Source organism: Catenulispora sp. GP43 (assembly GCF_041260665.1).
Lineage (GTDB): Bacteria > Actinomycetota > Actinomycetes > Streptomycetales > Catenulisporaceae > Catenulispora.
In genome coordinates this window covers 211,547-236,588 of sequence record NZ_JBGCCT010000020.1, presented here as the reverse complement: position 1 = coordinate 236,588, position 25,042 = coordinate 211,547, and the positions used below count along the sequence as shown (strand labels likewise).

General features: G+C 71.7%; 22 protein-coding genes. 9 read left to right on the top strand and 13 right to left on the bottom strand.

Annotated features, from left to right (window positions below; translation table 11 throughout):
• Positions 1-74: 74 nt before the first annotated feature.
• Positions 75-1,013: a hypothetical protein gene (locus ABH926_RS34440; protein ID WP_370370140.1), complete on the top strand. Its 939-nt coding sequence runs from the start codon at positions 75-77 to the stop codon at positions 1,011-1,013.
• A gap of 84 nt (positions 1,014-1,097) precedes the next feature.
• On the opposite strand, the gene ABH926_RS34435 is transcribed toward ABH926_RS34440, so the two are convergent.
• The 5 genes from ABH926_RS34435 to ABH926_RS34415 all read right to left on the bottom strand — a co-directional run bounded on the left by ABH926_RS34435 (position 1,098) and on the right by ABH926_RS34415 (position 5,737).
• The gene (locus tag ABH926_RS34435; RefSeq protein WP_370370139.1) at positions 1,098-1,835 is read right to left on the bottom strand and encodes a G1 family glutamic endopeptidase; all 738 of its coding nucleotides are present in this window, start codon (positions 1,833-1,835) and stop codon (positions 1,098-1,100) included.
• A 342-nt stretch (positions 1,836-2,177) separates the two neighbouring features.
• On the bottom strand, positions 2,178-2,354 hold the full coding sequence (locus ABH926_RS34430) for a hypothetical protein (protein ID WP_370370138.1): 177 nt from the start codon (positions 2,352-2,354) through the stop codon (positions 2,178-2,180).
• 70 nt (positions 2,355-2,424) lie between these two features.
• Entirely contained in the window at positions 2,425-3,360 is a 936-nt protein-coding gene (locus tag ABH926_RS34425; protein ID WP_370370137.1) for a universal stress protein, read from the bottom strand.
• Positions 3,361-3,602: 242 nt separating this feature from the next.
• Entirely contained in the window at positions 3,603-5,174 is a 1,572-nt protein-coding gene (locus tag ABH926_RS34420; RefSeq protein WP_370370136.1) for a metallophosphoesterase, read from the bottom strand.
• A gap of 80 nt (positions 5,175-5,254) precedes the next feature.
• Positions 5,255-5,737, bottom strand: coding sequence for an Lrp/AsnC family transcriptional regulator (locus ABH926_RS34415; protein ID WP_370370135.1), 483 nt, complete (start codon positions 5,735-5,737; stop codon positions 5,255-5,257).
• Positions 5,738-5,842: 105 nt separating this feature from the next.
• On the opposite strand from ABH926_RS34415, the gene ABH926_RS34410 reads away from it, so the two are divergent.
• Positions 5,843-7,333, top strand: coding sequence for an APC family permease (locus ABH926_RS34410; protein ID WP_370370134.1), 1,491 nt, complete (start codon positions 5,843-5,845; stop codon positions 7,331-7,333).
• A 115-nt stretch (positions 7,334-7,448) separates the two neighbouring features.
• Here the strand turns inward: ABH926_RS34410 and ABH926_RS34405 are convergent, their stop codons facing one another.
• The gene (locus tag ABH926_RS34405) at positions 7,449-8,606 is read right to left on the bottom strand and encodes an anion permease (RefSeq protein ID WP_370370133.1); all 1,158 of its coding nucleotides are present in this window, start codon (positions 8,604-8,606) and stop codon (positions 7,449-7,451) included.
• A 219-nt stretch (positions 8,607-8,825) separates the two neighbouring features.
• Here ABH926_RS34405 and ABH926_RS34400 point away from each other — a divergent pair, with 219 nt between their 5' ends.
• Both ABH926_RS34400 and ABH926_RS34395 read left to right on the top strand, forming a co-directional pair.
• Complete coding sequence (locus ABH926_RS34400) at positions 8,826-9,740, top strand: hypothetical protein (RefSeq protein WP_370370132.1); 915 nt, start codon at positions 8,826-8,828, stop codon at positions 9,738-9,740.
• Between the two features lie 55 nt (positions 9,741-9,795).
• A complete protein-coding gene (locus ABH926_RS34395; protein WP_370370131.1) occupies positions 9,796-11,025 on the top strand; it encodes a hypothetical protein in 1,230 nt (409 codons plus the stop codon).
• Positions 11,026-11,096: 71 nt separating this feature from the next.
• Here the strand turns inward: ABH926_RS34395 and ABH926_RS34390 are convergent, their stop codons facing one another.
• The 3 genes from ABH926_RS34390 to ABH926_RS34380 form a co-directional block, all read right to left on the bottom strand.
• Positions 11,097-11,645, bottom strand: a complete 549-nt coding sequence (locus ABH926_RS34390; RefSeq protein ID WP_370370130.1) for a GNAT family N-acetyltransferase — start codon at positions 11,643-11,645, stop codon at positions 11,097-11,099.
• A 52-nt stretch (positions 11,646-11,697) separates the two neighbouring features.
• Positions 11,698-13,191, bottom strand: coding sequence for an MFS transporter (locus ABH926_RS34385; RefSeq protein WP_370370128.1), 1,494 nt, complete (start codon positions 13,189-13,191; stop codon positions 11,698-11,700).
• Positions 13,192-13,384: 193 nt separating this feature from the next.
• On the bottom strand, positions 13,385-14,086 hold the full coding sequence (locus ABH926_RS34380; RefSeq protein WP_370370127.1) for a TetR/AcrR family transcriptional regulator: 702 nt from the start codon (positions 14,084-14,086) through the stop codon (positions 13,385-13,387).
• A gap of 68 nt (positions 14,087-14,154) precedes the next feature.
• Here ABH926_RS34380 and ABH926_RS34375 point away from each other — a divergent pair, with 68 nt between their 5' ends.
• Positions 14,155-15,378, top strand: coding sequence for a saccharopine dehydrogenase family protein (locus ABH926_RS34375; RefSeq protein ID WP_370370126.1), 1,224 nt, complete (start codon positions 14,155-14,157; stop codon positions 15,376-15,378).
• A 202-nt stretch (positions 15,379-15,580) separates the two neighbouring features.
• The gene (locus ABH926_RS34370) at positions 15,581-17,119 is read left to right on the top strand and encodes a PQQ-binding-like beta-propeller repeat protein (RefSeq protein WP_370370125.1); all 1,539 of its coding nucleotides are present in this window, start codon (positions 15,581-15,583) and stop codon (positions 17,117-17,119) included.
• A gap of 31 nt (positions 17,120-17,150) precedes the next feature.
• On the opposite strand, the gene ABH926_RS34365 is transcribed toward ABH926_RS34370, so the two are convergent.
• The 4 genes from ABH926_RS34365 to ABH926_RS34350 all read right to left on the bottom strand — a co-directional run bounded on the left by ABH926_RS34365 (position 17,151) and on the right by ABH926_RS34350 (position 22,323).
• Positions 17,151-18,614, bottom strand: coding sequence for an ATP-binding protein (locus ABH926_RS34365; RefSeq protein ID WP_370370124.1), 1,464 nt, complete (start codon positions 18,612-18,614; stop codon positions 17,151-17,153).
• Entirely contained in the window at positions 18,611-20,320 is a 1,710-nt protein-coding gene (locus tag ABH926_RS34360) for an FAD-dependent oxidoreductase (RefSeq protein ID WP_370370123.1), read from the bottom strand. Before ABH926_RS34360 ends, ABH926_RS34365 begins: the two co-directional genes overlap by 4 nt.
• A 346-nt stretch (positions 20,321-20,666) precedes the next feature.
• Complete coding sequence (locus ABH926_RS34355) at positions 20,667-21,539, bottom strand: LLM class flavin-dependent oxidoreductase (protein WP_370370122.1); 873 nt, start codon at positions 21,537-21,539, stop codon at positions 20,667-20,669.
• 49 nt (positions 21,540-21,588) lie between these two features.
• Positions 21,589-22,323: a hypothetical protein gene (locus ABH926_RS34350; protein WP_370370121.1), complete on the bottom strand. Its 735-nt coding sequence runs from the start codon at positions 22,321-22,323 to the stop codon at positions 21,589-21,591.
• A 197-nt stretch (positions 22,324-22,520) separates the two neighbouring features.
• Here ABH926_RS34350 and ABH926_RS34345 point away from each other — a divergent pair, with 197 nt between their 5' ends.
• The 3 genes from ABH926_RS34345 to ABH926_RS34335 all read left to right on the top strand — a co-directional run bounded on the left by ABH926_RS34345 (position 22,521) and on the right by ABH926_RS34335 (position 25,031).
• Complete coding sequence (locus ABH926_RS34345; RefSeq protein ID WP_370370120.1) at positions 22,521-22,658, top strand: tryptorubin family RiPP precursor; 138 nt, start codon at positions 22,521-22,523, stop codon at positions 22,656-22,658.
• 154 nt (positions 22,659-22,812) lie between these two features.
• Positions 22,813-23,793, top strand: coding sequence for a cytochrome P450 (locus ABH926_RS34340; RefSeq protein WP_370370154.1), 981 nt, complete (start codon positions 22,813-22,815; stop codon positions 23,791-23,793).
• Entirely contained in the window at positions 23,790-25,031 is a 1,242-nt protein-coding gene (locus ABH926_RS34335; protein ID WP_370370118.1) for a cytochrome P450, read from the top strand. Before ABH926_RS34340 ends, ABH926_RS34335 begins: the two co-directional genes overlap by 4 nt.
• Positions 25,032-25,042 lie beyond the last annotated feature (11 nt).

Here is a 25,042-nt window from a genome sequence, read left to right as displayed (position 1 = left end):
CCTGACACACCTGTGATGGTAACGCTGTCCCCTCCACTGTGTTTCGCACGCCCGGCAGGACGGAAAGACCTCGCGTGTCTGACATCCCGGAAGCACCCGCCGAACTGAGGCGGCTGCTGGCCTCCGGTCCGTTCCCGGCCGCGCTGCGGGCCGCGATCGCCGGCAGCGGGCTGAGCCTGGACCGGATCCAGTACCGGCTGCGGCGGCAGGGGACGCCGATCAGTCTGGCCACGCTCAGCAGCTGGCAGTCGGGGCGTCGCCAGCCCGAGCGGGCCGCGTCGATGGCGGCGCTGGGCCGGCTGGAGCAGATTCTCGGGGTGCCGCCGGGGGCGTTGGCCGCTCTGGTCGGTCCGCGGCGGGCTCGGGGGCGCAGCGTGTACACCGGGGCGCCGGATCTGGCGGAGGTGTACCGGGACTGGGATCCGATCGCCGGGCTGCTGGGCGAGTTCGACACCAGCTCCGACGACCTGCTGATCCGGCTCTCGCAGTACGAGCGGCTCGTGGTCGGCCCGGACGGCCGGCTGCGCGAGCTCCACTGCCGGGCCCTGGTGCGGGCCGCCACCAACGATGTGCGGTCCTCGATCGTGATCGACCACGCCGACGACGGCAGCGCGTCGGTGATCCGTCCGGTGCGCGGCTGCACGCTCGGGGCCGTGCGTTCCAGGCCGGAGGCCGGGCTGACCATCGCCGAGCTTCGGCTGCCGCATCCGTTGCAGCGCGGCGAGCTGCTGCTCATGGAGTACGTCGTGGAGTTCACGCCGCCGTTCCCGCGCGACCGCGACACCAGCCGGCGGCTGCGGCTGCCGGTGCGCGAGTACGTGATCGATGTCGAATTCACCAGGCCTGCGTTGCCCGCGCGCTGCGTGCAGTTCACGGCGCCCCGGGAGGACGAGACGGCCAGGACCGAGCGGGTGCTGACGCTGGACGGGCACGACCGGGTGTGCGCGATGGGGGTGGATCTGGACCCGTGCGTCTTCGGGATCCGGTGGGAGTGGCCCGGGCCGCCGCCGTGATGGCATGGCGGCGGCGACCCGGGCGGCGGCCGGGGGGTGTCGGCCGGTCGGTGGCAGCCGGGGGGGTGTCTGCCGGTCAGCTGATCAGGAGTGGACCCAGCTGAGCTTGAACGTGCCGCCGGACAGCGAGGAGTTCTTCGTCAGCGGCGTGTTGCCGCGCTCGACGTTGGTCGAGTTGGGCGTGCCGGCGCTGGCCAGGGGCTGGCCGTCGGCGGTGAGGCCGGTGAAGGTGATCGAGCCGAAGGGGGCCACCGGCTGGATGCCGTCGCCCAGGTCCTCCACGATCGCCTCGGCCGAGGACAGGTCGTCGCTCCCGGACTCGTGGTAGGTCTTCGACCAGCCGCGGGTGGTGTCCTTCTCGGTCAGGGTCCAGGAACTGCCGCTGACCGACACCGAGGCGCTGATCTGGTCGCCGGCCTTGATGGTCTCGGTGAAGTAGATGGAGTCCGCGGGGTACATCTCCACCCACGGGTAGTAGCCCGCGACGCCGTTCTCGCAATCCTGGTCGAAGCCGATCTGCTCGACGGTGTCCGAGCTCCAGCCGTCGATGCCGATCCACGGCGAGACCGAGCTGTTGGGCGTCGAGGAGCAGTTCAGCGTCGGCACCGTCCACGAACCGCTGATCGAGGTGAACCGGGCGCCGGTGTCGGCGTATCCGCCCCAGATCTGGTCGGAGTGCCGGGCGTGGTTGTAGTGCGGGAAGTTCGCCGGGGACGACGTGGCGGCGGCGGCCTGGGCCGGGGCGGCCAGGGCCGTGGCGAGCAGCACCGAGGCGCCCGCGGCCAGCCAGGCCAGGCCGGCGCGGGATCCGGATATTGCCATGGGGGTCCTCTCACGTGGGGTGGGCGGCCGCCCCGCTAGCCGGCGGACCGCGGTGAAGGCATGCGTGGGGCATGGATGAGGGAGGGTGGTGCGATGAGTGGGGGTCCATCGCAGCAGGCTTATAGAGGAGAGTGGCCGAATAGCCCGCGGCGGGAAACCAAGAGATGGTAAAGCGCGTGATGTCTGGGCGTTGACGTTTTCACACTTTCACGTCAGGCCCGCAGAGGAAACTCAGTCCCCTGATTAGCTAGCGATGGAGACGGCGGGCGGACTGAAGTCCGCCCGCCGTGTACGAGTCCTGAGGCCAGGGGTGACCCGAGAGGACCGGTCCTCCGTCCTCCGTCAGAAGGGCAGCATCCGCCCGGAGGGCGTCCGCAGGTCCAGCTCCGGCAGATCCCGCAGCTTGCGGCTCGCCGACTTGCGGACCTGGACGTGTCGCCGCCCGGAGGGCACGACCCGGACCGTGCCGTGCGTGACCCGCGGCGGCTCTTCACGCGGGGTGTCGGCAGTGGTTTTCATGACCGTCTCCTGCCCTTGATCACCAGAACTAGTCAACCGCCCGCCTCCGGCGCCCGGCGAGGGCCGTTCGTCACCGGCGACCGGGGCCTTCGGCCGTGGTGCCCGCCGCGATCAGGGGTGACCATGGCTTCGCGCGCTCCGGGACCAGCACGACCGGGCACCGCGCGTGCTGCAACAGCGCGTAGGCCAGTCCGCCCAGCCGCATCCCCTCGCCGCCGGGGTGCGGATGCGCGCCCAGGACCAGCAGGTCGGCGTGGCCGCTGGCCTCGACCAGGCTCCGGGCGCCCGAGCCGTCCGCCTCCAGGACGTCGACGGCGACGTCGGGGTGCGCGCGCCGCCACGGCTCCAGCACCGCCTCCAGGCGCTCGCGGTGGTCGGCGGCGAGCAGTGCGAGGCGATCGCGGGTGTAGTCGCCGGTGGGATCGGGGTGGAAGGCGTTCTGGTCCTCCCACGTGGGCAGGACGAGCAGGTCCGCGGCGCGCATGACCGCCTCGTCGAAGGCGAAGCCGAGCTGGGCCCGGCCGCCGGCGGGGTCGCCGATGTCGACGCCGGCCAGCACCCGGTTCATCTGGCGGCGGGCGCCCCGTGCGACGGCTGTCGGGCAGGGGGCGTGGGCCACGGTCCGCAGCGCGACCGAGCCGAGCAGCATCCCGGCCAGGCCGCCCCGGCTGTGGCCGAGCACCAGCAGGGACGCGTCGCGGGCCAGAGCCGCGAGCCCCGGTGCGGGCGACCCGCAGAGCACGTAGGTCCGGATCGGCGTCCCCGGATGGTCGGCGAGCATCTGCGTCACCGCCCCGGCCAGCGGATCGACCGCCATGTCGAGCACGGTCTGGACCGGTATCCGCCCGTCCGGCGCGCCGAGCGCGACCGGCGGGGCCCGATGGTAGGTGTGCGCGATCCACAGCGGTACGGACCGCAGTACAGCCTCACGCCCGGCGAACTCCAGCGCGTGGGAGCTCTGGTCCGCCTCGTCGATGCCGACGACCACAGGAGCGGGAGCGGTCATGGCGTCCTCCGTCCCGGTGCGAAGCGCCCGCTTCCAGCTTGGACGGTCCGGTCGGCTGGCGGACAGGGGCGAAGGTCCCGGCCGCCCCGCCACATGAGGGCCGTTCGGCCCTGGAGTTCGGGCTTCCGACACGATCGACTGGGAAGGGCGGGAGGGGCCCGAGTTCGAGCGCTGTGGGGTTGCGGTTCCCCCGTGCCGCGCCCTACACCATCGGGCCTCTTCCGTCTGTGCTTCTTCCGGCGCTAATTGTGCACTGGTGAAAGCCGTCCGAAATCACGCTTCGCGACATGGTTCCGGTCGCCGGCCGAGCCGAGCGTGTACGCCGGATACAGCCCCAGGTACTCGCCGCTGGTGATCTGGCTCCATTGCCGGGCCAGGGCGCTGGAGGACTTGTGGAAGTTCGCCATGTATCCGCCCTCGTACACCTTCAGCAGGACGAAGCCTCCCGGGTACTCCTTGGTCGCGGCGACTTCCAGGAAGTCGACGCCCGGTGCCGCCGGCGAGGTGGTCCGCAGGTTCCGGTGCGTGTGGCCGGCGTGGTGCAGGAACACGCCCGGGGTTCTGGCGTACAGCGCCTCCAGCCGGGCGGCGTCGGCGCGGGCCAGGTCGAAGGACGGGCCGGCGATCGTGGACAGCGCCGAGGCGTCGGTGACCGGGTGATGGCCGAACACCAGCGTGGGGCGGTGCGGGTCGGCCGACAGCAGGTCGGTCAGCTGCGCGAACTGCGCGTCATCGAGCGCGCCGCCGGGAGTGTTCAGGGTCGTGGTGTCCAGGCCGATGATGCGCAGGCCGGCCAGGTGGGTGCTGGTGAGCCGGCCCTGGGGCAGGTCGTAGACGGTCGGGACGCAGTCGTTGTAGCCGGTGTCGCCGACCGTCGGGCACGTCTGGTACCCGGCGCCGGTCTTCGGCTGGTCGTGGTTGCCGCGGGCCACGACGTAGCGGCCCGCCTCCAGCCGGCCGTCCAAGGTCAGGCGCCCGAACCGGTCCAGCAGCTGCTTGGAGCCCGCCAGTTCGGCCGGCAGCGCGGCGGAGCTGAGGTCGCCGGCGACGAGCAGCACGTCGGCACCGCGCCGGCCGGCGTCGGCGATCATCGACTCGGCCATCACCTCCGGATACGGCGGCAGGCCCGGCGCCTGGCTGAATCCGGGCGGGAAGCTCGCGGTGGCCAGGCCGCTCACCGTCTCGCCGACGTGCAGGTCGTTGGCCAGCGCCAGCGAGAACAGATGCCGGCCGCGCGGCGGCACCAGGGTCGTGACCTGGCCCGGGGCGGCCGACAGCACGATCCCGGAGGACAGCAGCTGCGCGAGGATCGCCAGCAGCTGGCTGTTGGTGGGGTTGGGCGGGATGACCACGCCGCCGGCCGGGAACGTCAGCTGCGGCAGCATGCGCGGCGTCGCGGGCACCCCGGCGGACAGGGCTTGGTAGTAGTAGGTCGTACCGGGCCGCAGCCCGTCGACGTCCACCTGGTGGTAGGCGGTGTCCCCGTGCCGCTGCACCGCGACCCGGTCCAGGCGGTCCGGGTGGGTGCCGTAACGCACGAGGCCGTCGCAGGCCACCGGCGCCGGCTCCTGGCCGGGCTGGTACGGGATCGCGGGCGTCGGCGCGCCGGCGGTGTACCAGGTGAGCACGAAGCCGGTGTCGGTGACGGTCACCATCTCCAGGTCCTGCGGGAACAATCCCTGGGCGGCCGCGGCGGCGGCCGGAGCGGGCACCAGGCCCGGGAGGACCAGACCCGCCCCGGCCCCGGCGGCGGCGAGCCGGACGAGGTCGCGACGGGTGAGGCCACAGCAATCCTGTGCAGCCGGATCGGTCATGGCGGTCATGATGGCAGAGCCCTGTTAATGGGTCGGGCATCTGGGGCGAACAGTGTCGGAAGGGTTCTGCTCGCGACCTGCTACGGCCTCCGACCACCCAACGGCAGCGGGCCGCGGCTCAGGACGGTGCGCAGCGCGAAGGTGCTGCGCACCGAGTTCACGCCCTCGATGGCCAGGATGTGGTCCAGAAGGACCTCCTCGTAGACCGCGAGGCTCGGGACGACCGCCTCGACGAGGAAGTCGGCGTCGCCGGAGACCAGGTGGCAGGCGACGACCGCCGGGATCGCGGTGAGTTCGGCTTCCACCAGGCGGGAGACCTCGCGGGAGTGGCGGGCGGCCTTGAGTTCGATGAAGACCGTCAGGCCCAGGCCCAGGCTCTCCCGGTCCAGCTCGGCCCGGTAGCCGGCGATCACGCCCTGCGCCTCCAGCGCCTTGGTCCGGCGCAGGCACGACGACGGCGACAGCGAGATCTGCTCGGCGAGATCCACGTTGGCGATGCGGCCGTCGCGCTGCAAGCGGGCCAGGATGGCGCGATCAGTCGAGTCAAGAATGGCTTCCGGCATGGAGTTCTCCTCTGGCGCGGTTTTCTGACAGAAGATTGCACCATGGGCGCTGCCGACGGCAAACTTTGCCATCGCGTGCCGCCCCTTTCCTGACACGCTCGAAGCATGACGGTTCTCGATGTGACCAGGGCGAAAAGGCCGCACAGCGCTGCCGGCGACACCGGTGAGCCGGGCGCCGCCGGCGACACCAGTGCGCCGGGTACCACCGGCGCACTGTCGGTCCCCCGCGGGGTCGCCCTCTACGTCGGCGCCCTCTTCGGCCCCGGCCTCCTGATGCTCCCCGGCCTCGCCGCCAAGATCGCCGGCCCGGCCTCGGTCGTGGCCTGGGCCGGCCTGCTCGCCGTCTCGGCGCTGTTCGCCCTCGTCTTCACGACCCTCGGCACCCGCTTCCCCGACGGCGGCGGCGTCATCGCATACACCGCCGCGGGCCTCGGACGCCGCACCGGACGCGCCGTGGGCTGGTGCTTCCTGACCGCAGTGGTCCTGGGCGCGCCGGTGGTCTGCCTCATCGGCGCCGGCTACGTCACCGCCCTCACCGGCGGCGGTCGCGGCGCCACCGCGCTGGTCGCCGCGGTCCTGCTCGCGGCGGTCACGGTCCTGACCACCGCGGGGGCCCGCGCGGGTACCGCCGTGCAGATGGTGCTGGTCGGGCTGCTGCTCGCGGTGGTCGTCGTCGCCGTCGCCGGTTCGCTGCCGCATGCGCGAGCCTCGCACTGGACGCCCTTCGCCCCGCACGGCTGGACGGCGGTCGGCTCGGCGGCGTCGGTGCTGATGCTCTCGTTCGTCGGCTGGGAGGCGGCCGCGCCGCTGACCCGCCGGCTCGCCGACCCCGCACGCTCCCTGCCGCGCATCACCGGGATCGCCTTCGCTGTGACCGCGATCGTCTACCTGGCCCTGGCCGTGGCCGTGGTCGCAGTGCTCGGAGCCGGTGCCGCCGGAACGGTCCCGGCCGCCGACCTGCTGCGGGTCGCTGTCGGTTCTGGGGGACCGGCCATCGCGGCGGGAGCGGCGGTGCTTCTGACGCTGGCGGCGGTGAACGCCTACATGACCGGGGCGGCCGCGTTGGTGACGCACTTGCGCGCAGAGCGCCAGCCGCAGCCGCAGCAGAGTCCTGAGACCGCCCGGGCCGCCCAAGGCACCAGCACCCGCGGCTTCTTCGCCTGGATCGCCCTGGCCGGCTGCGTCGAGCTGACCGCCGAAGCCTTCGGCCTCGTCGACGCGACCCGGATGATCACCCTGACGACCGCCCTGTTCCTGGTCGTCTACGTGGCCTCCATGGCCTCGGCGACGCGGGTGCTGACCGGCCGGACGCGCCTCGCGGCGGCGATCGCCTGCGCGGCCTCGATGGCAGTCCTCGGATTCGCCGGGATCTCGGCGCTCCTGGCCTGCCTGGCCGGCATCGGCGGGATGCTCGCGCAGCGCAGTCGGCGCAGCCCGTCAGCTGTTGTGGACGATGCTGTAGACGCCCCAGGCCATGGCGGCCAGCACGCCGACGAAGCAGAGCCCCGCGGCCAGTCTGGCGCGCACGTCCCGCGTCGTCTCGACGACGGTCTGCGAGCCGGCCTGCTCGCCGGCGCGGGGCGCCAAGACCCGTAGCCCGACGGCGAACAGTACGGGCAGCCCGGCGCCGGCGAGCAGGCCGATCACGACGATCTTCCACAGCGCGTTCAGATTGATCCAGGAGTTCACGCTCACCGGTTCCCTTCCGTCCTCACGCGGCCGCGCCGGCCGGGACCGGGCCGGCCGGCACCACCGAGCCGGACCACTGGCTGTTGACGTTCGACGCCGTCACCGCGGTGCGGCGCGAGGCGAGGTAGATGCCCGTCACGCAGGCCGCGAGCACCACGAAGATGGTGGAGGTGCCGGCGGTCCCGCCGATGCCGTGGGACGTCGCGTAGGCCACGGCGCCGACCAGGCCGGCGGCCGGCAGCGTCAGCACCCAGGCCACCGCCATCCGGCCGGCGACCGACCAGCGCACCTCGGCGCCGGTCTTGCCGACGCCGGAGCCCAGGATCGAGCCGGTGGCGACGTGCGTGGTGGACAGCGAGTAGCCGAAGCTGCTGGACAGCAGGATCACCGCGGCGGAGGCCGACTCGGCGGCCATGCCCTGCGGCGACTCGATCTCCACCAGGCCCTTGCCCAGGGTCCTGATCACCCGCCAGCCGCCGACGTAGGTGCCCAGGCTGATCGCCAGCGCGCAGGAGACGATGACCCACACCGGGGCCTTGGCGTGGGCGCCGAGCGAGCCGTTGGCGATGAGCGCCAGGGTGATGATGCCCATGGTCTTCTGCGCGTCGTTGGTGCCGTGCGCCAGGGAGACCATGGACGCCGAGCCGATCTGCCCGAGCCGGAAGCCGCGGCCCCGCAGGCCGTCCGGCACACCGCGGGTGATCCGGTAGACCAGGAAGGTCCCGACGGCGGCGATCATCCCGGCGATCACCGGCGACAGGATCGCGGGCAGGATGACCTTGGAGGTGATGCCGTGCCACTGCACGGCGTGGCCGCCGGCCGCGGCCAGGCTCGCCCCGACGACCCCGCCGATCAGGGCGTGCGAGGAACTGGAGGGCAGCCCGAGGTACCACGTGGCGAGGTTCCACAGGATGCCGCCGGCCAGTCCGGCGAACACCATCGGAAGCGTCACCAGATGCGTCTGCACCAGCCCGCTGGCGATGGTCGCCGCGACGCTGAACGACAAGAACGCGCCGACCAGGTTCAGCACGCTGGACACGGCGACGGCGACCCGCGGCGGGAGCGCGCCGGTGGCGATGGAGGTGGCCATCGCGTTGCCGGTGTCATGGAAACCGTTGGTGAAGTCGAAGCCCAGCGCTGTGGCCACCACGAGCGCGAGCAGGACGCTGTTGCCAGTCACACCGGTCGGTTAACCGCAACGAGCCCGCGGAAACGCTGATGGAGGAGGTTGACACGGGGCGCACGCTCTATTCATCTTGTTTCACCCGGGTATCGCCTTGTGTTGGGATAGTGTCCAATGCATCGTGGGGAGGACGGTCCGGGGAATTCGAGCCCTGAGACTGGTCGCTAGGGGACGGGGATCGTTATGGCTTCAAGAGTTCGGGCTGCGCTGTGTCTGATGGCAGTCGCCTGCCTGGCGGCTGCTTGCGGCTCGGGGGCGGCGAAGCCGTCGGCTGCCGGGTCCGCGACGAGCTCGACGAGCTCGCCGACCCCGCCCCTGTCCCCCTCGACCTCGACCTCGACCTCGACCGCAACCTCGACCACGACGACACCCGCGGGCGGCGGCGTGATGTCGCCGCCGCTGATCGTCGGTACGATCCCGCCCGTCAGCATCCACGGCGCACGGGTCGCCGAGCTGAGCACCGTCGGCGGCAACAGCCCCTTCGGCTCCTTGGGCTATCTGGCGCCGGAGATCGCGGTCTATGCCGACGGCAGCGTCGTCCTCGGCTCGGACTTCTGGTTCCACCTGGGCTCGGCGGACCTGCAGACGCTGGTGTCCGGGCTGCAGAAGGATCTGGCGGGACAGCCTGCCGCCCTCACCCCCAGCGGCGGCGCGCCGATGCCCGACGTCGGCGACACGGTCCTCGGCGTGCAGCGCGCCGGCGGCGGGTACCAGACGGTGCGTGCCAATGCCCTGCCGCGTAGGCTGTCCGGGGGCGCGTACCCCGCGCCGGTCGTCGCCGCCTACAATGCGCTCGCAGCGCTCAAGACGTCGAGCGCATCCCAGTCCCAGGCGCCCTACGTCGGGACCGCTGTCCGCCTCGCCTACGAGTGCCCGGTCAGCACGAGCTCCGCGACGCAGTTCTGGCCCGACGGACTCCCCGCCCCCACTCACGCGCAGGGCACCGGCTGCCCCGAGATGGTCACCGTGTCCGGCGACGCCGTCGACTTGGCCCGGCACGCCTGCCTGGTTTATGACAGCGCTCTGCAGGACGGCAGCGCGGCGCAGGAGGTGCCGTATCTGGCTGAGGGCGGCAAGGGGATCCGGACGTGCGTGTGGCGGTGGGCGTTGCCGGACGAGCAGGGCCACTGACTCCGACCCCGCCAAAGCGCCCTGATGCGCTGAGCCCAGGGGCTAGTCTCTGCGGGTGTCCTCCAAGCGACCACTCGTTCGAACATCGTTCGCGCTCATCGCCGTCGCCCTGTCGGTGAGTACTGCGGCCTGCGGTTCCGGCGCCTCGGCCGCCGCGCAGGGCCGGCCGGCGGCGAGTTCGGTGCCTTCACCTTCTGCCACACCGGCCGGCGCCACCAGTAGCAGCGCCGCTCCGTCTCGCACGTCCTCCTCGGCGGCTGCGACGACGAGCGCCACCACCGCCCCCGCCGCGTCGCCGTCGTCGTTCGGCAATCCCGACGGCCACGCCCCGATTCCGGCGGCGGGACAGCCGGTCGACACCTCGCACCCCACCACCGTCGTCGGTGACGGCACGGCGGCGAGCTGTACCTCGGCGTCCGTGGTCGCGGCTGTCGCCAAGGGCGGGGTGGTCACGTTCTCGTGCGGTCCGGCGCCGGTCGTGATCACCATGGCCGCCACCGCCAAGGTGGTCAACTCCTCCGCGCGCGTCGTGCTCGACGGCGGCGGCAGGGTCACGCTCAGCGGCGGCGGGCGGCGCCGCATCCTGTACATGAACACCTGCGACCAGGCGCAGACCTGGACGACGTCGCACTGCCAGAACCAGTCCCAGCCGCAGCTGACGTTGCAGAACATCACCTTCGCCGACGGCGACTCCACCGGGCAGCAGGCCTTCGGCGGCGGCGGGGGCGCGGTGTTCGCCAGCGGGGGCCGGCTGGCGATCGTCAACGCCCGCTTCGTCGGGAACCGGTGCGACGGCACCGGGCCCGACCTCGGCGGCGCGGCGGTGCGGGCGTTGCAGCAGTGGCAGAACCTGCCGGTCTACGTCGTGGACAGCACCTTCGGCGGCAGTCCGGGCCAGGGCGGGGTGTGCTCCAACGGCGGGGCGCTGAGCAGTATCGGCGTGTCCTGGGACGTCATCGACTGCGTCATGTCCTACAACCAGGCGATCGGCACCGGCGCCAACCCCGCCGAGGCCGGCACGCCCGGCGGCGGCAGCGGGGGCGCGATCTACACCGACGGCGACGACTACACCGTGACGATCGCCGGCACCCGCATCGAGCACAACGACGCGCACGAGGGCGGCGGCGCGCTGTTCTACGTCAGCAACAACCGCACCGGCACCCTGACGATCCGCGATTCGGTCCTGGAGGGCAACGTCAACGACAAGTTCTCCACGGCCGGCTACCCCGGGATCTTCTTCCTCGGGGCCGGCAAGCCCGCAGTCAGCGGATCGAGCCTGAGGTAGGGAGCCGGGCCGGGTTCACCCGCTCATCTCGGTGGCGCCCCTTCGCGCCGCGCTCGCGAAGGTTGCCCCCGCTACCCCCGCCACTCTCGTCTGAGCAGCCCGTACACCCACGAGTCCGAGACGTCGCCGTTGACGACGCAGTCCTCCCGCAGCGTCCCCTCACGCACGAAGCCGAGCTTCTCCAGCACGCGGGCCGACGCCACGTTGCGCGTATCAGTCTCGGACTGCACCCGGTTCAGGTCCAGCGTGTCGAAAGCCCACCCCAGCAAAGCGCGCGCCGCCTCGGTCGCGTAGCCGTGGCCCCATGCCGCAGCGTTGTAGCAGTAACCCAGGGCGGCACTGCGGAAATCCGGGTTCCACCCGCTCAAGCTGCACCAGCCGAGGAACGCGCCGTCGGCGAGGCGTTCCACGGCCAGCCGTGCCCCGGTGCCCTCCTGCGCCATCTGCCGACATCCCGCGAGGAACTTCTCGGCGCGGCCGGGTTCGCTCCACGGCGGGGAGTCCCAGTAGCGCAGGACGAAGGCGTCGCTGTGCAGCGCGTAGAGGGCGTCCGCGTCCGTGTCGTCGAAGGCACGCAACAGAAGGCGGTCGGTGGGCAACGAGGGGGCCGGCAGCGACATGCTCTCTATTCACTCCCGCATTCGGTTTCCGATCAATCAGATATCGACTCGATCAAATATCGACCGGGACGGCCCCGGAGTCCTGCGCGGCCGCGGCGGCCATGGCGGCCTGTTCCGCCTCCCGGCTGCGCCGGCGGCCGGGCATGACGACGAGCGCCAGGGCCAGGGCGGCGGCGCCGAAGTAGGCGGTGGCCACGAACCCGGCCTTGAAGCCCGCCGTCATGGCAGCCTGCTGCGACGCCCCGACGGAGTGCGAGACGATCACGGTGGTGACGGTCGCGATGCCGAAGCTGCCGCCGATCTGGAACGCGGCGGCGTTGAAGCCGGAGGCCAGGCCCGCGTCGCGGCGGGCGATGCCGGACAGGGCCGCGGTGGAGCAGGCGGTCGTGGCCAGGCCGAGGCCGGCGCCGAAGACCGCGAGGCCGGCGAAGACGGAGCCGTAGCCGCCGCCGTTCTCGACCGCGTGGACCAGCAGCAGGCTGCCGCCTATGAGCAGGACCGAGCACACCGCGGTCACCCGCCGGGGGCCGAAGCGGCCGATCAGCCGCTGTCCGGCGAACGCGGCGACCAGTGCCATCGCCGGCAGCGGCGAGCCCTTCACGCCGTACTGCAGCGTGGTGTAGCCGAGACCGCCTTGGGCGTACTCCGCGGCGCACAGCGACAGGCCCCACACCCCCATGCCCATCGCGACCGTGGCCAGGTTCCCGCCGACCAGCGAGCCGGAGCGCAGGATCCGCAACGGCACCAGCGGGCTGTCCACCCGGCTCTCGATGATCGCGAACAGCACGAACAGCGCGACGGCACCGCCGAACATCCCCAGCGTCTTGGAACCGGTCCAGCCGTTGTCCGGCGCCTTGGTGACCGCGTACACGATCAGCAGCAGCGCAGAGGTGCTGGTCAGGGCGCCGGCCAGGTCGTAGCGCCGGCCCGCCGACAGGTCCCGGCTCTCGGTGAGCAGCAGCGGCCCGGCGACCAGCATCGCGACCCCGACCGGCACGTTCATCAGGAAGATCCAGCGCCAGCCGAAGTGGGAGACGAGCTCGCCGCCGATGATCAGCGCGGCCGTCGCGCCCAGCCCGGCGATGCCCTGCCACGCGGCCAGCGCCTTGGTCCGGCCCCGCCCCTCGGGGAACATGGTGGTGAGGATCGACAGCGCGGTCGGCGCCATCATCGCCGTGGCCACGCCGTGCAGCGCCCGGGCGGTGATCAGGACGTCGCCGTTCGAGGCGAAGCCGGACAGCAGCGACACGGCCAGGTACAGCGCCGTGCCGATGAGGAACAGCCGCCGCCGGCCGAGCAGGTCCGCGGCCCGCCCGCCGAGCAGCAGCAGTCCGCCGAAGGTGATCAGGTTGGCGCTGATCACCCACTGGGCGGCGCCGGGGGTCATCTTCAGCGACCGGGCGATCGTCGGCGCGGCGAGGATCACGGCCTGCGAGTCGAGGATCACCATGAAGTTGGCCGCGCACAGCAGGATGAGCGCCGTCCAGGCGCGGGGATCCAGGCGTGTCCCGCCCGGGGACAGGCCTGCGGACTTGTCGACGTTCACGGTGCCGTCTCCTTCGAAGCGACGTCGGGTAGCAGGTTCATCATGGGAATCCGGCTGCCGGACGGGCTTCGTCGAGATTGCGGGGACGGAGCAAGGAGCAAGGAGCAAGGAGCAAGGAGCAAGGAACCGTATGCCGCGAACGGTGCGGTGAGCCTGTTTCGGGGCGGGCGGCGCCACTCGGGCGCGGCGCGTATCAGGCTTCGAGTTCGGCGGCGGCGCCGGCCAGCAAGAGATCGAGCGCTGCGGGGTAGGCGCTGTCGTTCATCCGCGCCACCAGCAACGGCGCTGCGGCCGCGATGTGCGGGTGCGTGGTGGCCGGCAGCCGCGCGTACGTGGCCTGCCACTGCCGCTCGTCGGCTTCGCGCGCCGCCTCCGGGAGTGCGAGGGAGGCCGCGTCCAGGGCCGCGAAGGCCAGCGTCTGGTCGATGAAGGCGTGGTAGATCCGGGCGGCGGCGGGGCCGCGGAAGCCGGCGCCGTGCAGGATCCCCAGGATGGTCTCGTCGGCGGCGATCTCGTGGGTGCGGCCCGACACCCGGTTCGCGGTGAGCTGCGCGGCCTGCGGGTGGGCGAGGTAGGCGCGGTGGATGCCGGTGCCCAGCGCCCGCAGGTCCGCCTGCCAGCGGCCGGTCGGCTCCCAGTCGGTCAGCGCCTGGTGGATCAGCTCGTCGGCGATGGCCAGCACCAGGTCGTCCATGCCGGCGAAGTAGCGGTAGACGGCGCTGGGGTCGGCGCCCAGGGCCAGCCCGAGACGCCGCGCGGACAGCCCTTCGGCGCCGTGCTCGGCCAGCATCCGCAGCGCGGTGGCGACGATCATGTCGTGGGTCAGGACCGTCCCGGCCTTGGTAGGACGCCGGCGGCGGCGCGCGGTCTCGGGGGTCACGGGTTTCGGGGGCATGCCGGCAGCCTAGCGCGCTTATGCCAACGCCATTGACGTTAAGAACACCGGGGCGGTTCGCTCTGCGTATGCGAATCCTTCTCGTGGGCGCCGGCGGTGTGGGCACCGCCGTGACCCGTATCGCCGCCCGCCGTTCCTTCTTCGAGCACTTCGTGGTCGCCGACTACGACCCGGCGCGCGCCGAGGCGGCGGTGGCCGCGCTCGGCGGCGACGCCCGGTTCGGCGCGGCCCGCGTCGACGCCTCCGACCGCGACGCCGTGCTCGCGCTGCTCGCCGAGCACCGCTGCGACGTCCTGCTGAACGCCACCGACCCGCGCTTCGTGCTGCCGCTGTTCGACGCCGCCCTGGCCGCCGGCGCCGGCTACCTGGACATGGCGATGTCGCTGTCCCACCCGCACCCCGAGCGGCCCTACCAGGAGTGCGGCGAGAAGCTCGGCGACGCGCAGTTCGCCCGCGCCCCGGAGTGGGAGAAGGCCGGTGTGCTGGCGCTGGTCGGGATGGGCGTCGAGCCGGGGCTGTCGGACGTCTTCGCGCGCTACGCCGCCGACGAGCTGTTCGACGAGATCGACGAGATCGGCATCCGCGACGGCGCGAACCTGACCGTCGAGGGCTACGACTTCGCCCCGTCGTTCAGCATCTGGACCACGATCGAGGAGTGCCTGAACCCGCCGGTGGTCTACGAGCGCGACCGCGGCTGGTTCACCACGGCTCCGTTCAGCGAGCCGGAGGTGTTCGACTTCCCGGAGGGCATCGGGCCGGTGGAGTGCGTGAACGTCGAGCACGAGGAGGTCCTGCTGGTCCCGCGCTGGGTCGACGCCAAGCGCGTGACGTTCAAGTACGGGCTCGGCGACGACTTCATCGGCAAGCTGAAGACCCTGCACGAGCTGGGCCTGGACCGCACCGAGCCGCTCGTGGTCGCCAGCGACCGGGGGCCGGCGGCGGTGTCCCCGCGCGACGTGGTCGCCGCCGCGCTCCCGGACCCGGCCACGCTCGGCGACCGCATGCGCGGCAAGACCTGCGCCGGGACCTGGGTGAGCGGCACCAAGGACGGCGTGCCCCGCGAGGTGTACCTGTACCACGTGGTCGACAACGAGTGGTCGATGCGCGAGTACGGCTCGCAGGCCGTGGTCTGGCAGACCGCGATCAACCCGGTGGTGGCGCTGGAGCTGCTGGCGAGCGGGGTGTGGAGCGGGTCCGGGGTGCTGGGGCCGGAGGCGTTCGCGCCGCGGCCGTTCCTGGATCTGCTGGTGGAGTACGGGTCCCCGTGGGGGATGCGGGAGGGGACTCAGTAGCCGGAAATTCTCGCGCTATAGTTCGCACCCTGATGATCAGCCAGGGGGACGGCTGACAACGATCGTCGAGGCGCCGGAGGGTGCCGGCGGTATCACGGTCGGGCTGGGGCGCGCGGGCTGATGCGAGGGCGCTCGGTACACTGCCCGTCGCGTGATCGCCATATGGCGGCAGCACTCAACCAGCACGTGAGGTGACGACAGGATGACAACGGGACCCGGCAACGAGGGGCCGGCCAATTGGCCTGCGCAGGGAACCACCGCTCCACCGCCCGGATATCCGCCGAACTATCAGGGTCAGGCGAACTACCCGGGGCAAGGGGGCTTCCCGGGCCAAGGGGGCTACCCGGGCCAAGCGAACTACCCGAACCAGGGGTACGCGCCGCCGCCACAGTACGGAAATCCCATACCGCAGAACCCGTATCCGACGCCGCCGAAGAAGAAGAGCAAGGCTGGTTGGATCATCAGCGGCCTTCTCGTCGTGGTCCTGATCGCGGCCGGCGCCGGGTACTTCGTCCTGCACAAGTCGTCGAGCAAGAACGACCAGGCCGGTTCGGGCGGGAACATGCCGACGGCCACGCTCAAGCAGGCCTGGAGCACCTCCGACACCCATGACAACCTGGTCGGCCTCTGGCAGACCGCGCACAGCGTCGTCCGCATCGGCGACAGCGGGGCCGCCGGCTACGACCTGTCCAGCGGCAGGAAGCTGTTCACGATCGCCCCGCCGGCGGCCGGGCTCGTGCCGTGCTCGGCGTCGCCGACGCTGGCGCCCGGCGGGGTCGGCGCGATCTTCTACAGCAAGGACGGGAACTTCAGCTGTGACTCGGTGATCGGTGTCGATGCGAACACCGGCAAGCAGCTGTGGGTGCTGCACTCGGAGAACAAGGTGGCCGACGCCGCCACCGGCAGCACGTTCGTCGACGGCTCCGTCGTCGTGGTCGCCAGCGACAGCGACGCGGTGGCCGGTGTGGACGCCGCCACCGGCAACACGGTCTGGACCTACAGCGCGACCGCCAAGAACTGCTCCCCGCAGAACACCGGCGGGATGGGGAGCGTGGTCATCGTCCAGGAGCACTGCGAGGGCGGCGGCCAGACCGGCGTCGGAAACTACGTGGCCGTCGACGCCGCCACCGGCAAGCACCTGTGGCAGACCCCGACCGCGCCCGACTACCGCATGCGCGCGGTGATCTCGACGAACCCGGTGGTGATCCTGGCCGCGTCCTCGAAGAGCACCCTGGTCGGCAACGACCTGAAGGACGGCGCCGAGTTCCTGGCCTTCGACGGCGGCGGCAAGCAGACCGCGACCATCCCGGCCGACGACAACCAGGCCGGCACCACGCTCACCACGCCGCATCCCAACGCCCTGGTGGCCGGCACCACGCTGTACGCCGACGCCAAGAGCGCCAACGGCAGCGAGGGGGTGACGGCGTACAACGTCACCACCGGTGCGAAGCTGTGGTCGTATCAGGCCACGTTCGAGAGCATGGCGCTGACCGACCTCTGGCTGACCGGCCTCGCGCCGGACTCCTCGCCGCTGGTCGTGATCGACCTGCACTCCCTGGGCAACGCCTGCCCCGTGGAGAAGCTGGACCCGGCCACCGGCAAGCCGAGCCAGCAGTACGTGCTCGCGGACAACGTCGACCCCGACTCCGGGACGCTGGTCCAGACGGCCGCCGGGACCTACGTGCTCGCGCCGCAGAACCCTCAGGTGGGGCCGGGCCTGACGGTGATGACCCCGAAGTAGATACGGATCGGGTATCGGGTACGGTGCGTCCTCAGCTTGCAGCGGCTGGGGACGCGCCCTGCTCCGCCTCGGCCTGTCCGTTCCACGTCAGCGGCAACCGCACCCGGAACCGCGTGTCGCCCGGCACCGACTCCACGCTCAGATCCCCGTGGTGCCTGCCGACCACGATCCGCCAAGAGATGTCCAGGCCCAAACCGGTCCCCTTGCCGACGGGCTTGGTCGTGAAGAAGGGTTCGAAGATCCGCTCCTTGATCTCCTCGGGCACGCCGGGACCGGTGTCGCGGAACTCGACGACCAGGGCGTCGCGGTCCAGGCCGGTGCTGATGGTCAGCGTTCCGGCCTCGTCCATCGCGGCGACGGCGTTGTCGATGAGGTTCGTCCAGACCTGGTTCAGCTCGGCCGGGTAGGCGGGGACCTTCGGCAGGCCGGTTCCGTACTCCTTCAGCACGCGCACGCCGTCGGGGATCTTCCCGGCGAGCATGGTCACGGTGCTGTCCAGCAGGTCGTGCACGTCCACGTCCTGCTGCGCGGCGCGGTCGAGCTGCGAGTACTGCTTCGCGGCGCCGACCAGCGTCGAGACGCGGTCGGTCGCCTCCTCGATCTCGGCGGTCAGGGCCTCGGTCTCCAGGGTGCGGCTCAGCCAGGACAGCACCGCCGGCAGGACGTCGTCCTCGACGGTGCCGGTGATCCGGTCCAGGTCGTCGGCCTCCAGGCCGGCCTGCACGAACGTCGAGGCCAGCTGCCAGCCGTTGGCCACGCCCCGGTCGTCGAGCCAGTCGCCCATCGCGTCCTCGCGGTCGGAGATCTCCAGCGGGCCCAGGGCCGAGGCGTTCGCCCCCGCCGCCTTCTCCGTCGCGCAGTTCAGCAGCGTGACCAGGGTGTCCAGGCTCGGGGCGCGGTCGCCGTGGGCGGCGATCGCGGCCAGGTCCGAGCGCGCGCCGGCCACGTCCTCACGCAGGGAGGAGGCGGCGCGCAGAGCGGCCCCCGCCGGGTTGTTCAGCTCGTGGGTGAGCCCGGCGGACAGGGCGCCGAGCGCGAGCAGCCGCTCCCGGCCGCCGACGATCTGCTGCTGGATCTGGGTGCCGAAGAACAGGCCCTCCAACAAGTGCACCGCCATCGGGAACCACTCGTGCATCACGGTCGAGAACAGTTCGGCCGACACCACGAAGAACCGGGACGGCACGGTGACCGACAGCGAGTTCCGGTAGATCTGCGGGACCCGGTCGCCGAGGTAGGCCTGGAAGGCGCCGGTGTAGACGCCGCGCTGGGAGGTCCGGTTCACCTCGACGTTGTCGACCCCGACCCGCCGCGACAGCACGACCGTCCCCTCAAGCAGGACAAAGAACCACTGCGCCGCGTCGCCCTCGGCATACACCTGGCCGGGTTCGAAGGCCTCGACGGTCCCGTGCTCGCACAGCCAGTCCAGCTGTTCCTCGGTGAGCTTCTCGAACAGGAACAGGGTGCGCAGTTCCTCAACGCTGCATGGCGCGCTCACAGCTTCTCCACGTACCGGTGCACGAGCATGACGGCCATCGCGCCCTCTCCCACCGCCGAGGCGACCCGCTTGGTGGACTCCGACCGGACGTCGCCGATCGCGAACACCCCCGGCACGTTCGTCTCCAGCAGGTAGGGCGTGCGATCCAGGGTCCAGCCCTTGATCGACTCGGTGCCGGCGACCAGGTCCGGGCCGGTGAGCACGAACCCGCGCGGGTCCCGGTCCACGACGCCGTCGAGCCAGTCGGTGGTCGGGGCGGCGCCGATGAACACGAACATCCACTGCGCGTCCACGTCCTCGGTCGTGCCGGCGGCCGAGTTCCGCAGCGTGAGCCGCTCCAGGTGCTCCTCGCCGTGGGCCTGGACGACCTCGGTCTGGGTCCGCACGACGATCGAGGGGATCTGCGCGATCTGCTGGATCAGGTAGTACGACATCGAGGCTTCCAGCGACTCGGCACGTACGACCAGCGTCACCGACTTTGCGAACCGCGACAGGTACACCGCGGCCTGCCCGGCCGAGTTCGCGCCGCCGACGATGAAGACGTCCTTGCCCTCGCAGTTCACCGCCTCGGACAGCGAGGAGCCGTAGGAGATGCCCTTGCCGGTGAGGTCCTCGACGCCCGGGGCCAGCAGCCGCCGGTACTCCACGCCCAACGCCAGGATGACCGTGTGCGCGCCGATGGACGTCCCGTCGGCGAACCGCACCAGGCGCGAGGACCCGCAGGTCTCCAGCCCCGCGACCTCGCGCGCGGTGAGGATCTCGGCGCCGAACTTGGCCGCCTGGCGGCGGGCGCGGCCGGTCAGCTGCGCGCCGGAGACGCCCTCGGGGAAGCCGAGGTAGTTCTCGATCCGCGAGCTCTGGCCGGCCTGGCCGCCGGTGGCCAGGCGCTCCACCAGGACGGTCCGCAGCCCTTCGGAGGCGCCGTAGACCGAGGCGCTCAGGCCCGCCGGTCCGCCGCCGACGACGATCAGGTCGTAGAACTCGCCGGCCGGCGTCGTGCGCAGGCCGACGTGGTCGGCGAGCTCCTGGTCGTCGGGTTCCAGCAGGATGCCGCCGTCGGGGGCGATCACCAGCGGCAGCCGGGCCGCGGCCGGGCCGGTCGCGTCCGGGTCCTGCCCCGCGGCCGCCAGCAGCCGCTGGCCCTCCGGCTCGTCGGAGGCGTACCAGCGGTAGGGGACCTGGTTGCGGGCCAGGAACTCGCGCACCTGGGTCGAGCGCGCCGACCAGCGGTGGCCGACGACCCGGGTCTCCAGCACCGCGCGGTGGTCCTCGGCCAGCCAGGCGTCGAGCAGGCTGTCGACCACCGGGTAGAGCTTGGTCTCCGGCGGGTCCCAGGGCTTGAGCAGGTAGTGGTCGAGGTCGACGATGTTGATCGCGTCGATGGCGGCGTCGGTGTCGGCGTAGGCGGTCAGCAGGATGCTGCGCGCGGCCGGGAAGACCTCCAGGGCCCGTCCCAGGAACTCCACGCCGTTCATCTCCGGCATCCGGTGATCGGCGATCAGCAGGGACACCAGGTCCCCGCGCAGCTTGAGCTCCTGGAGCGCCTCGAGCGCGGCGGCGCCGGACTCGGTGCGAACGATCCGGTAGTCGCCGCCGTAGCGGCGGCGCAGGTCCCGGGCGACGGCGCGGGAGACACCCGGGTCGTCGTCGACCGTGAGGATCACGGTGCGGGGTGCGGAGGGTGCCTCGCTGGGTGCCTCGGTCATGACGGTCTTCCGGACCTCTTTCCTGGTTCTCCCGGGCGATGCCCGTGTGCCGACTCCCACCCTACTTCGGGTGCGCCGGGGCCGCGTGGCGACGAGCGCCGTCGGGGGAGCCGGACGCGGCGGACGCGGCGGACGCGATGCCGGGCAACGGAATCAGAATCCGTACGATGGCAGCCGTGGTAGCCATCCTGCACCTGGCCGACGCCGTCGCGAACCGTGCTATCCGGGGCTCAGCTGCCGGTCACCTGTCAGCTGCTCGCTCAACTGCCGGATCACGTGTCGGTCACCATCGACCTGGAGCAGGTCTCGCGGGCCAAGCTGCGGAAAATGGCCGACTCGTAGGTATTCAGCCCTTAACAGCCGCGAGCACTGCGCCGAGTTGCATGGCCGGATCCTCCCCGCTGAACCGCAGCACGACGCTCGTCGCCCCGGCCGCTTCGAGCTCTGCGATCCGGGCGGCGGCCTGCGCGGGGGTTCCGCTGACCGTGAATAGTTCCTCCGGAGTGCGGCCGAGCCAGGCGGCCTGGCCTTCGATCGCGGGGCGCAGCGCCGCTGCGGCCTGCTCGCTGTCGGCGGCCACGGCGGCGAAGGCGAACACGATGAGCTCGTGCTCCTGCGTGGCTCCGCCCTTGCGGATCAGCGCGAGTGCCGCCTCCAGGTCGGCGGGGCCTTGGCCTTCGGCGATCACCGTGCCGTCCGCGACGCGGCCGGCCAGTTCCAGTGATCGGGGGCGCACCACGCCCAGCACGACCGGGGGGACCTCCGTCGGCGGGTGCACGAGCTGGAGGTCGTCGATGCGGACCTCGCTCCCCCGCGTCTGGACCCGCTCGCCGTGCAGCAGGGCGCGGACTGCTTCGGTCGACTCCTGAAGCAGGGTCAGCGGTGACGACGGGGCCGCTCCGACCGAGGCCATCCAGTCACCGACGCCGTGGCCGATGCCAGCGACGAACCGGCCGGGGTACACGCGTGCCAGGAAGGCCGCCTCCATGGCCAGCAGCGCCGAGTTGCGCAGCGGGGCCGGGGCGATTCCGAGGCCGACGCGCATCCGCGAGGTCGCGGCCAGAGCCACTGCCGAGGCGGACATGCCGCCGCCCCATCCGAGGTCTTCCACGACCCACAGTTCGTCGGCGCCGAGCCGCTCGGCCTCGCGCGCGAACGCCGGCAGCTCCTCGGGGGCCCAGGCGCGGTCGTACATGACACCGATTCGAAGACTCGTCACGGGCAAGGACGGTACCGGATCGCGGGCGTCCGAGGTGGTCAGGATGCGATCAGCCGGTCGCCGGCCGGCACTCGGTATCGGCCTTGCTCGCGCCGTGCTCCGGGATCGAGAAGTCCAGGCTCAGCCCGGACGGGCCCGGCCGCGCCGCGGTGAGGACCGCGCCGTCCGGCAGATCCGGCAGCGCGAACACCTTGGGGTCCAGCTGCCGCGCCAGGTCCTTGATCAGCGGTATCGAGGTCAGCGACGCCACCGGGATGTCCCGCCCCAGGACCCTGACCGTGGTCGGGGTGATGGTGAGGGCGTCCGGGCCGGTGCTGATCGACGCGTGGACGGTGACCGGGATCCCGGAACGGCTGCCGGCGATGACCAGCCCGGCGCCGTCGGCCGACAGCACCGGATCGGTCAGCCCTGACATCTGCACCAGCTGCTGCCTCATGGCGCTGTAGGGGGCGGTCGCGACGGCCGTGCCGCCGCTGGTCGCACCGCCCGTGGTCACACCGTGCAGCACCGTGTCGACGTGGGCCGCGACCCCGTCGCGCGACACCCCGTCGGCCTGGACGCGCACGTCCCCGACGCTGCCGAACACCGCGCCCAGGCCGGCGAACGTCCCGGGCAGCGAGGCCCCGACCGGGCCGGCGGCCTGCAGGCGGCAGCCCGCCACCTTGGCGATGCGCCCCTCGGCGACGTGCTTGATCGCGACGTCGGCGACCAGGACCGCGACGACGACCAGCACGGTGGCCGCCATGGCGATGACGGACGAGCGACGGCGCAGCCGGCTCAGCACTGGCGGGCCCCTTTCGTGGTGAGCACGGGTCGATAGTGCCGTATCCGCGGCGCCGGAGGGGGACGGCGTCCGCGCCGATTTCCCCATCGGACATCCCGTAAAACCCGGCCGGCCCTGTGAATTCCCCCAGAAAAGCGTGATCCTCAACTGATCCTCAACGTTGATCGACAAGCATTGCCGAATCTCTGGAAAGTGCGATGCTGACACCTGTTGACGCGATCCGTCAGCACTTCACCACCGGAGGGAGGACACCCATGAAGGTCCTGTTCGCTCTGCGCAATTCCGTCGCCGCACGGAAGAGCATGAAGGCCAGCGCTTGGTACTTCTGGTACTAAGCCGAGCCCGGTGACAAAAGGTTCCCGGCCGGACCCGCGACACGCGGGCCCCGGCCGGGGCGCCGCTTTTCCTCCCCAGAAAGGGCGACTCGCCGTGACCATCTCCTCGATCGCCGGAGCCCGCACGACGGTGTTCTCGCCGCGGCTGGCCGCGATGCTGCGGGAACGGACCGGCGAGGACCTGTTCCGCATCGACCACGACACCATCGGGGTCGCCGACCCCGGCATCGCCGACCGGATCCTGGGCGCCCGGCGGGCCACGGAGGTGGAGCGGCCGACGTTCAAGCCGCTGCACGGGCGCTCGATCGCCCGGCCCGAGGCCGCATCGGTCATGCACGTCACCGGCACCGACGTGAAGGCCGCGCTCGGCCGGCCGGCGCCGGAGGCCGACCTGGCCGGCCCCTGGCCGATCACCGGGCACACCTACCTGCGGGACATGATCCTGGCCGGGGATCCGCGCCGGCTGCGGATGCTGATGAGCCGCAACCTGGAGCTCACCCCGAAGCTCACCTGGTCGGTGATCACCGTCGGGGCGGCGCTGCCGCGCGGGCGGCGGGGCGCCACGGGCCTGGCCGGATTGTTCGCCGACGCCAAGGGATATCAGGACCGGCGTTACGCGATGGGCATATACCGACGGGCCGCCGCACCGCTTTGTTTCACGGTCTCGACTCTGGTCGCGAACGCGGTGTGGCTCGGCGCGCCTTTCGACGCGGAAGTCAGTAACAAGAACGTCATCATGGAGTCGCTGCGATTGTTGCCGCCGTCGTGGAACATATTGCGGCGCGCGAGCCCGGAATACCCGGCGATCGACGCGCGGATCGGCGAACGGGACGACGTGCTCGTGCTGCCGCTGCTCTCACACCGCGACCCGGCGCTGTTCGACGACCCCGACACCTTCCGCCCCGAGCGCTGGGATCATCTGGACCCTGACACCGCACCGGGGTTCCTGCCCTTCGGGCACGTCTCGGAACGCTGCTGGGGCCGGCACATGGTGATGCCGCTGGCCGAGCTGCTGCTGGACCGGATCCGGCGGGACGGGCTCGTCGTGGACCCCCGGCAGCGGAGCGCGAAGGTGCCGCTGCTGGGCCTGCTCGGCGTCGACGAGGTGCGGCTGGTCCGAGGGCGCCGGGCGTGACGGAGACGAACGCTGAGTCGCCGACGGACGCCCCCAGGTTCGAGTTCGAAGACGTCGGCGAAGCCTTCTTCCGCGACCAGCACACGCATTACGCGCAGTGGCGCCGGCGCGGCGGAGCCCAGCCGATCCGCTTCCCCGGACCGCTACCGCTCCAGGGCTGGGTCATCACCGGCCACGCCGACGCGAAAGCGGCCCTGGCCGACCCGCGCCTGGCCAAGGAATCCGCGACCGAGCGCTACGCGGCGTACATCGGCGAGACCTCGGGTGGTCCGGGCAAGGCGTTGACCGCGCACATGCTCAACGCCGATCCGCCGGAGCACACACGGCTGCGCAGACTGGTTCAGAAGGCTTATACAACCCGGCGTATCGAGGAGCTTCGGCCACGTATCGCAGAGCTCGTCGACACTCTGCTCGACGACCTGTCCGGCGCGCGGGAAGCCGATCTCATCAGCCGCTTCGCCCTCCCGCTGCCGATCGCGGTGGCTTTCGAACTGTTCGGCGGCACCGGCTTCGACCCCTCGCGGTTCGCCGTGCGCGGCAAGTCCGTCGACGGCGGCCACGGCGACGGCGAGGTCTCGGTGACCAGTGCCGAGGACACCCGCGATCGCATCGAGCAGCTGGTCGCCCACAAGCGTGAGCGCCCCGGGGATGACCTGCTGTCGGCGCTGCTGGCCGCCGAGGAGGACGGCGACCGGCTGAGCGTGGACGAGATCACCTCGATGGCCTTCCTGCTGGTGGTCGCCGGTCATCAGACCACGGTCAACCTCATCGCCAACGCGGTCCACACCCTGCTCGCGCACCCGGACCAGCTCGACAAGCTCCGCGCCGACCCGACGCTGATCCACGGCGCGGTCCAGGAGACGCTGCGGTACGAAAGCTCCTCCGCGCTGGCCTCCCTGCGCTACACCACCGAACCGGTCACCCTGGCCGACACCGAGATCCCCGCGGGCGAGTTCGTGCACGTGGCGCTGATGGCGGCGAACCACGACCCGGCCGTGTTCGAGGATCCGGAACGCTTCGACATCACGCGCGCACCCGGCGGGCACCTCGCGTTCGGCCACGGCATCCATCGCTGCCTCGGGGCGCAGCTGGCGGTGGTACAGGCCGAGATCGCCCTCGCCCGGCTGTTCGCACGCTTCCCCAAGCTGCGGACCGCTCGCGGGGAACGGGGCCGGGCCCGGTGGCAGGCCAATCCACGGCATCGGGGCCTGGAGACCCTGGTGGTACGGCTGCGGTAGCCGGCCTCAGC